Origin of the sequence: Segatella copri (assembly GCF_024330485.1) — a bacterium.
Taxonomy (GTDB): Bacteria; Bacteroidota; Bacteroidia; order Bacteroidales; family Bacteroidaceae; genus Prevotella; species Prevotella copri_L.
In genome coordinates, this window is record NZ_JANDWX010000003.1 from 110151 (window position 1) to 123365 (window position 13215).

The following is a 13215-nucleotide window of genomic DNA, read 5'->3' on the forward strand; positions in this document are numbered from 1 at the left end:
TATTCAATGAAATCTGTATTCCGATTGATTCAATGTAATGAGAGAATTATTTCTTCTTCCAAAACAGTTTGTCTATGAAATCATAGCGCTTCTCCATCTGGGCATCAGTTTTTACGACGGTATTCACGTCTATCTGAAGCACAGGGGCTACTGCCTTGCCGTTGGTGGATGGCCACTCAGGCAGACCCAGACCATTCGGATTGCCGGTCTTTACGAAATTGACGTAATACTGGTTGAAGATGTCGCTGATCATATAATCCTCCGGCTGCCAGTTGAACACGCGGTTGGTTGGCAATGTACCCATTGCATACTCGATGTCGGCAGAATGAACGGCTCCCTTGTCTTGTGGCGCAGGAGCCGCATCTTCCTTGGCATCTACCACGCCGCCAGCCAATGCAGCCACCTTGCCCTTGATGGCCATTGCAGGACGAGGATGGCAATAGCGGTAGCGGTAAACAGGCTGTCCGCCGGTCAGCTTGTGCATGTAGCCCCACTTCCATGTTGAATAATCGAGGAAGATATCCGAAGCTAGATTCACGCCCGGCTGCTCCAATACATCTTTATCGCTGTTGATGCCGTAGAGGCGGAAGAGTTCATCGATGTTCTCTTCTCCGAAAGTAGCCTTGGCGCCAGCTTTCAGATTCTCAACGGTTGGCTGCTTGCCCATCAATACCGCCCATGGAGTCATCTCCTGGTTGTTGCCGCCGATAAGCAGAGGCACCTTGGTCTGCTCGCCTTTGGCAAAGACCTCTGCAGGCTGTTCTTTCATAAAATATCCGTCGATATTATAGACAGGAACCGCTCTTACTTCCGCCAGCTTCATCAGTTCCTCGGCAGGAAGGGCACGAAGGTCGTTGAGATTCTTCATTCCGACCTTCTTTCCCACCTTCTTGCCGTTTTTCTTACCCATCTTCTCGGCTATTTTCTGGGCAAGCTGCACGCCTTCCTCCTCGGCCTCCTTCAGCGTAGCCACCTTCTTGAATCCCATCACCGAACCACTGGAACCCATTGCCTGCGCAAAGAGTCCCTGACAGAGAGGGGAAGCCATCAGAGCGCTGACCGACATGGAACCTGCCGATTCGCCTACGATGGTGATGCGGTTAGGGTCGCCGCCGAAAGCCTCGATGTTATCCTTTACCCACTGGATGGCAGCCACCTGGTCCATGAATCCATAGTTGCCGGAACCCTTGTAGGATGTTTCCTTAGAGAGCTGTGGGTGGGCGAAGAATCCGAAGATGCCCTCACGATAGTTGGCTGTGATGGAGATGATGCCCTTGCGTGCCATCGCATCGCCCGCATATCGAGGTTCGCTTCCGCTACCCGCCATCAGTCCTCCGCCGTTGAAATAAATGAGTACCGGCAGATGCTCCTTCATGGTCTTTGCCGGTGTCCATATATTAAGGTAGAGGCAATCCTCGCTGTTGGTCTTCGTACCGAAGTTCATATCGCCGAAGAGAGACTCCTGCATCGGGTTCGGTCCGAACTCCTTTGCCTCGCGAACGCCCTGCCATTTCTGTACAGGCTGCGGAGCCTTCCAGCGGAGATTTCCTACCGGAGGGGCAGCGAACGGAATACCCTTGAATACTGTGATGCCTGAGAGATCTTTTCCTTCGAGGATACCTTCGGCAGTCGTTACCTGAGTCTGCGCCATCATTCCCATACCAGGGAGCAGAAAGGCGATGGATAAGAGTAGTTTTTTCATATCGTAAATCTGTTAGTTTTGCAATAATACTGCAAATATAATCAAAATATCATTACCTTGTCTTATTCAGTCCCATTTTTTAAATCTTTTTGTAAAAAGGCAATGCTTTCACTCTTCTTTCATTTCTTTGTAACATGAAAGTAACATCCTTTAAATACCTTTGCAGCGGTATAAAGTATTACAGCATTATCCGCAAAACTCCTTTCGGCAATTCGCTGACGATTGATTTGGCAAAGGCGGCGAGCAGTTGGGTGCAGATGAACTATATGGCAGCCGCGGAGACTCTGGTGTGCTCTTGGAATGACATAGTTGTAGAAGTTTTGGATAGATATCAATATTTAATTGACAGACAACAAAATAGATTAGCCATTTAATCGTTATATTATATAATAAGGTATAGTTTTATTTTGAGAGTAATATGAAAAAATGGCATTTATGGTTGGCGGCTTCCATCGGACTGGTGGTCATCGTTGGAATGATGATTCGGGAGTTTGATGTGGAAGTTCTGAGCAGGATAGATTTGTCTCCCAGGTTCTTTCTGGGGGTAGTAATGGGCGTGTTGCTCTTTGCGGTCCAGAATCTGATGCTCACCCTCCGTTTCCGTCATCTCTGCCAGCGTAAGTTATCCGTAGCCGAGGCGTTCCGCATCAATGTGCTCTGCGAGTTTACTTCTGCCGTCACTCCTTCGGCGGTGGGGGGAAGTGGATTGGCTTTTGTCTATCTCAATCGCGAGGGAGTTTCTATGGGCAGAAGTATCTTCACCATGTTTGCAGCCCTGCTGGCTGATGAGGCTTTTCTTGCCATCAGTTGCGTGTTGCTCTATTTCTTTGTTCCATCGCATCTCTTGTTCAGCTTGGCTGATGGAGTGGGGATTTCTGTGGATGCTACGAACGAATGGATTAAGGGCGGAGTGCAGGTTATCTTCATCGTCAGCACCTTTATCGTTGCTGTCTGGACGGCCATCCTCTACTTCTTGTTGTTGCATCGTCCTCAGATTCTGGGCTGGGTATTGAAGGGATGCTGCAAGATTCCTTTCCTTCGCAGATTCCTGCCCAAGGTAGAGAAGTTTTCCGAGGAGATGACGATGGCTTCGGAGGAGGCAAAGCTGGAGGGCGGAAGATTCTGGCTGCAGCTGATGGGTTATACTTCCCTGGCGTGGCTGTCGAGATTCGCCATCGTGGTAGCTATTCTCATTGCCTTCCATTGTCAGGGCAACATGCTGGTGGCTTGGTGCCGCCAATGGGTGATGTGGATGATTTCCATTCTGTGTCCTACGCCTGGCGGAAGTGGCGTGGCGGAGTTGATGTTCCGCCTTTATTATGCCGATTTCCTGCCCGATGCCTCAGTAGCCATCCTTGCCGCCATGCTCTGGCGCGCCATCTTCTATTACCCTTTCCTGGTGATGGGCACCCTGGTCTTGCCGAAATGGATTGCTAGAAACTGACATAGAGTCGGGCACTGAGCGCCGTGAAATCTCCATTGTCGTTTTTGATGTATTGGAACGATGGCTGAAGGGAAATGGATTCCGTCAGCTGTCTTTTCCATGTTACTTCCAGCGAATATTCCGAACCCTGTTGGAAGCGGGCGTACTGACCTGACAGACCGCACTCGTTCTTCTCGTCCTGATAGGCACCGCCCAGTTCGGCGTATCGGTAGCAGGCATTCTGATGACTGGTGTTTTCGGAATATTGCACCATGCACGAAATGTTCTTGTCGCCAGCCTTCCATACACTCTGCTCTCCGTAAATCCACCAGCCACAGGTTGTTTTGCCCTTGGATTCATCGGCAGAAACCATTTCGCCATTCTCGTTGATCGGATATTGACGGGTATGGACGGCAGCACCCGCAAAATATTTTCCACCTTTATGTTCATACTCCAACTGCGACATGTTGAAGATTCCATCCTTCTTCGGGCGAACCAGGAAGGGATTGTCGTGGGCTTTCCAGCCATTATATCCCGCACCATTATACAGACTGTTTCTGAAAGTCCATCCCCCCTTGGTTACATCAAAGTAAAGGGTCAAGCCTGAATACGGATAGTTGGCTATCGGATAGCTGGATGCAACGGTAGGGAAGATTCCCTCAGAACTGTTCTGGAAAAGTGCCGTAACATCAGAGGTAAAGAAATCCTCGTTTACATTCCTCACACCCACAAACAGATGGCCCGAATTCCACTCGTGCATGTAGCCCAGCACGGCAAGCATGGCGAAGTTATTGTCTGCATCTATGTTCGAAAATCCCTGCCAGTCATCAATAATGCCATCGTTGGTCTTTGCCACATGCAGCGTAGCCGCCTCGAACGAATCCTTTCCTTTTCCTATCGGAACACTCAGTTCCAATCTCAGCTGGTTAGTCAGATTGGTATTCTTGTTCATGTCCCATTGCCATTCAGAAATATATTGTCCGTTAAAGCTCTGTGCATAAGCAAGGCAAATATTGATGCAGCCTAAAATAATAAAAATAATTCTCTTCATTTCTTTATGTTTTTGTATAATCTTTATGTTTTGTATAATTTCTTGTTCGCTTGCCCGCCGCCTGCGAGCATTTCTCTAATTCATGCTGCAAAGGTAATGGATATTTCAAGATCCTGCAATACTTAATAGTTGGTATTTTTATTTATTCTAAATAGATAAGTACTCTTTGTTATCCTCATTTCTAGGTATTGTGGTTCTCTTATATGGATGGAAGGTTCTGTTCAGTCCTTATTTTTAGGTATTAAATGGCTACCAACAATAATATTTTTTAAAAACTTTGTCTTATCAGATATATATTCGTACCTTTGCATCGTTTTAAAAAAAGTTAGAAAATGAAGAAGATATTAAATCCATATTTGAACAAGGAGGGTTACAACTGCGTTTGCTGTGCCCCAAACAATCCTGTAGGATTGCATCTTGAGTTTTGGGAAGAGGGTGAGGATGTGCTTACCATCTGGAATCCCGGCGAGAATTACCAGGGCTGGATCAATACCCTGCATGGCGGAATCATCAGTATGCTGATGGATGAAGTGGCAGGCTGGGTCATCAACCGCAAACTGCAGACCACGGGTGTGACGATGCAGCTCAACGTGAAGTACAAGAAGCCTGTGATGACCACCGATTCGCAGATTACGGTGCGTGGTCACATCGCCAGTCAGCGCCGCAACATCGTCACCATCCACCTGACTCTGGAGAATTCCAAAGGCGAGGTTTGTGATGAGGGCGAAGCCATCTATTTTACCTTTGGTCCTGATAAAGCCAAGGAGATGGGATTCGACAGCTGCAAGGTAGAGGGGGAGGAATAACTCTCCCCACTTGTTTGTAATGCTGGAGTCTTTCTTGAAGTTTTGAAAGTTCTTAAAGTTGATCATGCTCAGTCTGCGTTTAAGAGTTCCTTGAATCACAATTCCCCAGAAAGCCGTTTCCCGCCCATTTTGTGGTCTTCATTGATGACCGGCGCCTGCCATCTATTAAGACCAGCCTCGGTCTTCATAGATGACCGATTTTGGGCACAAGAAGACTGTTCTTTCGATTGCCGGTGCAAAGATACAAAAAATCTAAGCAGAAAGCAAGCTTTTTCCGGTAGAATGTTGAAAAATAGTGCGTAAGTAGCTGATGTGTAGAGGTATAAGTGTTTTCGGTTTGTGCATCTGATTGCAAAAGCTGCCTTTGGAATCGTTTTTTGATGTTGGGAAAGCGGTCATTTTCGGTCACGGTCATTTTCGGTCATTTTCAAAAATGATTCGGTCATTTGGGTCTATAGTATATATAAATATATATTTATATAATACTTATAGGGGAGATTTGCGCCCCCGAAAACGAAAATGACCGAAAATGACCGTGACCGAAAATGACCGGATTAGGCTTCTGATAGTTATTCGAGAAGAAGAGATGGATGATTGTAATATAATGGTAATCAGCAAATTAGCTTATATTATAGTTTCGGCTTGTACCATGTTTTGTATTGTAGGAACAGCACATATTCATCTTTTCTCTACCCCAGTTTTCTTGCTTTTTTACTAGAATCTTGTCAAAAATATATCAAGAAATTCCTCGTTTTTCCCCTTTCATCCTACCTTTTACCCCTCTTATTTTAGCTTTCTGAAGGGGTGGAAAGTGCCATCGGAACCACTTTTTCTTGCTCCTAAGAGCATTTTTCTCCTTCTTTCTCTGTAAAAGAAAGGTGTATTTTGGTATGCTTGAAAGGGAGGAAAATATATAATGGCAGGTTCCAAATTAACGCATCAGGAACCTGCCATTATCTATCATTTTACGCTAATCTCAGTCTCAGCGAATTAAGCACTACGCTTACGCTGGAGAAGGCCATCAGGGCACTTGCCCACATCGGGGTTATCTGGAAATTAATGCCGAAGATATGAAGGGCGCCGGCTGCCAACGGGATGCAGATGATGTTGTAGATGAACGCCCAGAACAGATTCTGCCAAATCATGTGAACCGTCTTCTGGCTCAGTTTTACGGCTTCCGGAATCGCCAGAAGGTCGTCGCTCATCAGCGTAATCTGCGCCACATCCATCGCCACATCCGTTCCCTTTCCTATCGCCATGCTCACGTTGGCAAGGGCCAGGGCCTGGGTGTCGTTGATTCCGTCGCCTACCATCGCTACCTGTTTGCCTTCGTCCTGAAGTTTCTTTACCAATGCCTGCTTGTCGCCAGGCAGCACCTTGCTCTGGTAATGCTTGATGCCGGCTTTCTCTGCCCAGTAGTGAGCCGCTTCCTCCTTGTCGCCACTCATCATATAGACCTCTATTCCCCTTTCCTGCAACTGCTTCATCGCTTCCTGGGCATGAGGCTTGAGGGTCTCTCTCGTCTCCAGATCCAAATCCTCCTGCTTGGTGAAATCAATGTTCTGGTTAGGAATGGTGAGGGTGCCGGTCTTGTCGATGACGAGGGCGTTGATCTTGTGGAGATTCTCCAGTGCCGACGCGTCCTTGATGAGAATCTGCTTCTGCGCCGCCTTGCCGATGCCTACCATCAGGGCGGTAGGAGTAGCTAAGCCCATGGCGCAAGGACAGGCGATGACCAATACGGCTACGGCTGAAAGAATGGCCTGCGGAAGAGCAGCGTTGCCGCCTATTAGCCACCATATTATAAAGGTGATAAGGGCGATGGCTGCCACGGCTGGAACGAAAATCAGAGCCGCCTTATCCACGATGCGCTGCACGGGTGCCTTACTGCCCTGCGCCTCCTGAACCATGCGGATGATGTGTGCCAGGGCGGTGTTCTCGCCAATCTGCTTGGCTCTCATGCGGAGCTTTCCCTGACTCGGAATGGTGCCGGCCAGCACGTTGTCGCCTGCCTTTTTCATCGCCGGAGTCGGTTCGCCGCTAATCATCGCTTCATCTACATAGGCAGCATCGGGAGTCATGAAACTCTCTGCCTGGGTAACCACGCCATCCACCGGAATCTTCTCGCCGGCTCTTACCTCTATCATGTCGCCTATCTGAATGGTGGAAATCGGAACTTCCTCCATCTTGTAGTCGTTGGTGCCTTCTATCTTCTCGTAAGTCACCAGTCGGGCGGTTTTCGGCTGCATTCCCATCAGTTGGCGGATGCTGCTCGCCGTACTGTCCTTTGCCTTTTCTTCCAGGCATCTGCCGGTCAGCACGAAGGTGATAATCATCACGGAAGCATCAAAATAAGTGTGCCATTCTATGCCTCTCGCTCCCCATACCATTTCTCCGAAGAAGGTGTTGAAGGTGCTGAAGAGGAAGGCGATGAGGGTGCTGAGTGCTACGAGTGAATCCATGTTTGCCGTATGATGCAAGAGCTGCTTCCAGGCGGAAACATAAAACTGTTTGCCGCAGTAGAGCAGGTTGGCGAGTGCCAGAAGCAGACAAATCTGGTTGGCGAAGGAACTGGTATGATGAGCCGAGGCAACGCCATCTGAAATCATATTCTGCTCCATACCCAGGGAAATCCAGCCCATGGAGAAACACATGGTCAGGATGGCGAAGAGCCAGGAGGCGAGGGTTCGGCGGCGCAGGAGGGTGAACTCACGTCGGTTGATTTCCTCCACGCTTCTGTCGTTTTCGATAACGAGATCGTAGCCGGCGTTGCTGATTTCCCGTTTCATATCTTCCAGAGAGATAATGTCGGGGTCATAATCTACCAGGGCAGTTCGGCTCGCTAGGGAAACCGAGGCGTAGTTGATGCCTTCGAGCGACTGCAGCTTCTTTTCTACATTGGCAGAGCATACGCTGCAAGCCATGCCTATTACAGGAATTGTTTTCTTCATTTTTTGTTCTATTTTAAATCCTATTCTTATTTCTTGCATTTTAAAGTGGGCTCAGTGCTCTAATTCAGTGCTCTAATAATGTAATTAAACATTTAATGTAATTGTTGTAGAAAATACTTCACCCATTTTTCGTATGTTCCAGATACTTCAACAGAAGCAATGCCGGTGAAGTATTTGAAAGAACTGCTCATCAGATTTTTTGAAAGCGAGAGCACAGGTTGTTGGATGACATTCCTATCCATCAAAAAGAGCAGGGTTAGCAACCTGCCTATTCTTCCATTTCCATCGATGAATGGATGAATCATTTCAAATTGATAATGAATGAGCGCCGCCATGATGAGGGCGTCAGTCTGTTCTTCGTAATGGATATAGTTTTCTAAGTCGGCAATAGACTTTGCCATATCCTCATAGACAGGTGGAATGAAGGGAGCAGTTGCCAGTGTGTCATCTTTTGTTCCAAGCCAGATAGGTGAGGTGCGCATCTCACCAGGGTATTTCCTTTCATTGTGCTCACCTTGCATCATTACCCAGTGTACATCCTTGAGCAATCGGCTGCTAATAGGCAGTTTCTGCATGCGTTCTACGGCAAATCTTGTGGCTTGAAGAAGGTTTTGTTCATCTAATTTGCGTTTCTTGTCTTCCTTATCTTCCTTATCATCTGTTTCAAAGAAAGCTAAGGCTAAAGACTTCTTTTCGCCATATACCAGATTCATGGAATTCTCAACTTCTTCCTTCTGCAATGCATCCATATCAGAGAGGTTGCGATTCTTCAATCTTTCATGTGCTTGAGCAAGCAGTGTTTGCATTTCTTCATCCATTTCCAAGTGAATATCCTGCAAAGGGGTTGGGACGAAAGAGCGGTATGCTCTCTCGTCCCTTCCTATTGTTCTGTAATGTCCTTGTCTATCCATTTGAATTCAATTCTTTGAGCGACTGGGCTATATCGCCAGCAATACCCACGCTCTTTTCTGCTATCTCCTGTGGAATATATAGCTCTTGAGGCATGTTGAGCGTGATATATTTAGCATTCGGCTCACGATAAGCCAGCTGCATGATAGGTAGCTTGATGAGTCGGTTGCGCGAACCAATACCCAACTCTAAGATAACGAGTTTTTTGCCAGAATATTTTGTAAGAAAGTGATGGAAGAGTGTTTTTTTCTTGGGGTCTGGTGCTGCAAAAAGGTCGGTCATGACACCTTCTATCTCGAAGATGCGTTTTTCATCAAACCCTGATTTCTCCAGATGCAAGTCGCCATTGCTGGTAAGGATGAAGTAATCCTTCTGGCCAATCACTTTCATGAGGTTATGCATTACCTGTGAAGGTTGGTAATCTTCTACCCAAAACTTCACCAATCGTCTGTGGAACTCTAAGCGTGCTTCAGCAGTAGGATACTGAAAGTAAAGACCTTCCACAACATTTCTGAAACCATATTGCTGCTGCATGTCGCCAAACTGCCTTCGAAACATCTCGTTGTTGGCAAAGATATGATAGCCCTCGGCGATAGAGAGTCCGTTGCTGGCTCCTATGAGAATGGCATCTGCCTGGGCAATCCATTCTTGGGCTAGAGTGATATTTGCATTCATATTTAATATATTCTTCCTGGTTCGAAATTTGTATCTGATACGATATGATCTGCCGGTTTGCCTAACAGTTTCTTTAATGTCACAGCGATATCTTCCTTAATGGCAATACTCTTTTTGGCAATCTCCTTTGGAACATAGGCATCCTTTGGATTGAGGACTGCATAAGTGGCATTGTGCCAGCGATATACCATGTTCATAAATGGCTCCTTGATAAACATTGGAGTCATCATACCCACACCAAGTTCAAGGAAAAGCACTTTCTTGTTCATGTTTTCCTCGAGGAAATCCAGATAGCGTTGCATTTCTTTTCGGTAATAGCTACCCTCCAGAAACTCGCGACTGCGCCACCATGGAACCATCTCCGTACCGCAATGTGGACAACGGGGAATCAGGTCATCGGGCAGTCTGTCACCTTCTATCTTGTCCAGCAACTCATACACCTTTTCCTTGTTGGGATAAATCTCGTCTGTACAAGTATGCTTACACTGCCAGTAGCGGAAATCTCCCTGAATGCGAGTGATCTTCTCGGCAGGGAAGGTGCGGAAAAACTGCGCATCCTGATTGGTGGTGGCAATATAATAGTTCTTGCCATCGAGTGGTTCTGCCAAATCCTCGTATGGCTCACCAGTATGACACTCATACAAGTACTTGTACTCGCGGAGCAATGTTGCCCATAGTTCCCCTTTCTTGATTTGCGGATGATAAAACAGTGGGAAAAAACCATCAGCATGATATTTCTCGCCCAACTGTCCGGCTATCTGTTTGAATGTGGCATCATTCATATAATAAAAGCGGAAACCTGCTGCTGCCGACATTCCAGAGGCACCACCCACGATGATGGCTTCTGCCTCCTGAATATTTTTTTTCAGTATTTCTATCTGTGTCATAATTTCTATCTGTGTCATAGTATCAATACTTGTCCGTCTTCTGGTATCATCAGGCGTTTTTTATCCACCTTTTCATATTCAGCCTGATTACGGAGAATAGCCCTTGTTGTCTGTCCATGATCTATGGCATCCATATGAACCGCAATAAAACGAATCTGAGGATCGCAGTCCTTCAGCATTTGCATAGCTTCCATTTCATTCATCGTGATATCTCCATCTGTCTTTGACTGTGGTAGGAAAATGTTTCCACCAGTATTGATTACTATATAATCTGGCTTATAGGTAGATACAGCTATCTGGGTCTTCTCATCCCAAATGCAATCGCCCATAATGTAAATGGTTGGCTGTTTCTTGGCTTTGAGAATGTAACCAGAACTTGGTCCCATTTGCGCACCAAGTTGTCCACGTCCGTGATTGCCTCTGACGCGGATAATGGTGATTCCTTCATGCTCAATGCTGTCTGCAACGCCCACGGCATGAAAGAAGCCGTCTTTCTCCTTTACCTGCTCTACATCTTCAGTCTGTACGAACCACGGCATATCCTTGCGAATCAGCTTGACTGCTGTTTCATCATAATGGTCAGGATGGTTGTGGGTTAAGAGAGTGAAATCCAGTCCATCAAGCACTTCTTCCACGGGCATCGTCAAGTTTACACGAGGATTTGGATTTACGCCAAGAGCCGACCCGAAAGAGCCTTTGGCACCAAGCAATGGATCAACAAGAATTTGCTTACCTGCATATTCCATCTTCAGGGTTGCATTGCGAATGAGGCGGATGTAGTTCTTTGCACTCAACTGAGTAAAAGCCGACATTAAAGCCAGCATCAAAATCATTTTTTTCATACTTATGCGAATTTTAATTCCATTATATATTTACCTTCATTATTCCGACTGCAAAAGTATGAAAAAACACTGATGTATCAGATACCGGAAAACCGCCAAAAACTACCAAAATGATAAATTGTTCTCATTCATACACCCCATTCTTATAGTCCTCTTGGAATTTTCGACATGTCTTGCCCGTCTGCTGCTTGAAAAAACGCATCAGGTGGGGTGGTTCGGGGAAACTGAAAGCGTAGGCTATCTCACTTATAGACTTGCTGGTGAACAGAAGCTCGTTTTTGATTTCTGCCAGCAGTCGCTGTTTTAGCAGATAGGTAGCCGATACTCCATACTGCGCCATCACGCTATGGTTCAGGGTGATACGGCTAATCTTGAGCAGCGAGGCGTAGTCTTGCACACGCTGCAACTTCCGGATGTGGGTTTCCATCAATTCCACAAACTGAAAGGCGTAATAATTCTTAGGAGCAGCCTGAGGCAATTGATGCTCACGGACATAATGGCGATTCATAATTGCCAGCAGATAGTAGAGTACGCTGACGATGATGTTGTAGCTGTCGGCTTGAGGCTGCCGAAGTTCTGTCCGTATTTTCTTGAGCAGCTGATGATATTCTTCACATTCATTTCCTGAACACATCAAATAGGGCGGTGTTTCGGTCTGCTGGCAGTATTGCAGTCGATAGACAAAGAATTTGTCGGCAATGAAGGTTCGCATAAAATCTTCACGGAATATCAAAAACTCGTAGTCGAGAGCTGGCTCATCAATGTGCCATTCCTGCTGCTGGTGTGGCTTCACAATGAGCACCATGCTGTCTTTCAGGTTTATCTTCCTGTAGTCTATCAGCACGTAGCCATTAGCTTTCTTGATGAAAAATATTTCGAAGAAGTCGGTCTTGAACACTTCATGCTCCGTAAGCACCCAAGGGCACTCTCCGCCATAAGCTGTGTTGATGTAGAAATCTACGCCGCAATCCGTCTTGTTGAACGGCACTTCTACCAGACGCTGTCTTTGCTTTGCCATAATCTTAATCTTTAATCTGAAGTTTCGCAAGTGAATAAATATCTACTTGCCTGTTTATAAATATACATTATGTGGCGTATGGGCAACAGAAAATGATAGCCCATATCTTGTCCGTTACGGATAAGCAGAAGCTTTCCTATCTGCTTTTCTGCCTGCAAAATTACATATTAATTATGGAAGAAAAAAGATTTATGGTAAAAAACTTTTGGCTGCTCCATGAAAATCATTATAATAAGGTAGATGAAAATGCGATGTTTCAGGTAAGGACACAAAAAAAGGCAGGTTCCAAATTGCTTTGGAATCTGCCTCCATCATTTATGGGAGATGATTATTTGACTTCGATGTTCTTTGTTGTCTTAGCCTCCTCCTTAGGAGTAAGCTTTGGAATCTCGACCTCGAGTATACCATCAGCTACCTTTGCTGAAATCTTCTCACGATCAGCATCCTCAGGCAGCGTATAACACTGCTGGTAGTTGCTGTAAGAGAATTCGCGGCGCAGATAGTGCTCGTGCTTGTCTTCATCCTTGTGTTCCATCTTGTTCTCGATGGCGATGTTCAGATTACCATCGTTATCGATGTTTACACGAACCCACTCTTTCTTCAAACCAGGAGCTGCAACCTCCATGATGTAATTCTTATCTGTCTCCTTGATGTTAATGGCAGGAGCAGTAGCATTCATACGTGACATTACTTCGGTATTGAATAAAGTATCATCAAAGAAGTTACTCAACCAATCTGAATCATTATTTCTACGTGCTAACAACATAATTAAAACCTCCAAATTTTATTTTACTCGTCCTCTCGGTTCCTTACGGCTCCGTCGGGATTTCTGCTTGTTAATATTCTTGTTATTTTTTTGCTTTCGCCTCGAAACTCCGTTGTTCTTCCGAACCCCTTTATTTTTTAGCTTCAGCTTTCACTCTCTGTTTTTGCAACTTATGTGCCAGCGGA

The 13215-nt window shown here is 46.0% G+C and carries 11 protein-coding genes; 2 read left to right on the forward strand and 9 right to left on the reverse strand.

What is annotated here, in order from left to right:
- Positions 1 to 46 precede the first annotated feature (46 nt).
- The gene (locus tag NNC77_RS03715) at positions 47 to 1702 is read right to left on the reverse strand and encodes a carboxylesterase/lipase family protein (protein ID WP_254969916.1); all 1656 of its coding nucleotides are present in this window, start codon (positions 1700 to 1702) and stop codon (positions 47 to 49) included.
- 418 nt (positions 1703 to 2120) lie between these two features.
- Between NNC77_RS03715 and NNC77_RS03720 the strand changes: the two genes are divergently transcribed.
- The gene (locus NNC77_RS03720; RefSeq protein ID WP_254969915.1) at positions 2121 to 3146 is read left to right on the forward strand and encodes a lysylphosphatidylglycerol synthase transmembrane domain-containing protein; all 1026 of its coding nucleotides are present in this window, start codon (positions 2121 to 2123) and stop codon (positions 3144 to 3146) included.
- Here the strand turns inward: NNC77_RS03720 and NNC77_RS03725 are convergent.
- Positions 3136 to 4176, reverse strand: coding sequence for a carbohydrate porin (locus NNC77_RS03725; RefSeq protein ID WP_254969914.1), 1041 nt, complete (start codon positions 4174 to 4176; stop codon positions 3136 to 3138). The genes NNC77_RS03720 and NNC77_RS03725 overlap by 11 nt on opposite strands.
- Positions 4177 to 4508: 332 nt before the next feature.
- Between NNC77_RS03725 and NNC77_RS03730 the strand changes: the two genes are divergently transcribed.
- On the forward strand, positions 4509 to 4982 hold the full coding sequence (locus tag NNC77_RS03730) for a PaaI family thioesterase (RefSeq protein ID WP_022121659.1): 474 nt from the start codon (positions 4509 to 4511) through the stop codon (positions 4980 to 4982).
- A gap of 965 nt (positions 4983 to 5947) precedes the next feature.
- Here the strand turns inward: NNC77_RS03730 and NNC77_RS03735 are convergent.
- The 7 genes from NNC77_RS03735 to NNC77_RS03765 form a co-directional block, all read right to left on the reverse strand.
- A complete protein-coding gene (locus NNC77_RS03735) occupies positions 5948 to 7933 on the reverse strand; it encodes a heavy metal translocating P-type ATPase (RefSeq protein WP_254969913.1) in 1986 nt (661 codons plus the stop codon).
- Between the two features lie 92 nt (positions 7934 to 8025).
- Positions 8026 to 8844 (reverse strand): Fic family protein, encoded by an 819-nt coding sequence (locus NNC77_RS03740; protein WP_117693879.1) that lies wholly within the window; start codon positions 8842 to 8844, stop codon positions 8026 to 8028.
- Complete coding sequence (locus NNC77_RS03745) at positions 8837 to 9517, reverse strand: hypothetical protein (protein ID WP_254969912.1); 681 nt, start codon at positions 9515 to 9517, stop codon at positions 8837 to 8839. Before NNC77_RS03745 ends, NNC77_RS03740 begins: the two co-directional genes overlap by 8 nt.
- A gap of 2 nt (positions 9518 to 9519) precedes the next feature.
- Positions 9520 to 10404: an NAD-dependent protein deacetylase gene (locus NNC77_RS03750; RefSeq protein WP_254969910.1), complete on the reverse strand. Its 885-nt coding sequence runs from the start codon at positions 10402 to 10404 to the stop codon at positions 9520 to 9522.
- Between the two features lie 14 nt (positions 10405 to 10418).
- Positions 10419 to 11246, reverse strand: a complete 828-nt coding sequence (locus NNC77_RS03755) for an MBL fold metallo-hydrolase (RefSeq protein ID WP_367379666.1) — start codon at positions 11244 to 11246, stop codon at positions 10419 to 10421.
- 124 nt (positions 11247 to 11370) lie between these two features.
- On the reverse strand, positions 11371 to 12264 hold the full coding sequence (locus tag NNC77_RS03760; protein ID WP_117693873.1) for a helix-turn-helix domain-containing protein: 894 nt from the start codon (positions 12262 to 12264) through the stop codon (positions 11371 to 11373).
- A gap of 328 nt (positions 12265 to 12592) precedes the next feature.
- Positions 12593 to 13030, reverse strand: a complete 438-nt coding sequence (locus tag NNC77_RS03765; RefSeq protein WP_022121596.1) for an Hsp20/alpha crystallin family protein — start codon at positions 13028 to 13030, stop codon at positions 12593 to 12595.
- Positions 13031 to 13215 lie beyond the last annotated feature (185 nt).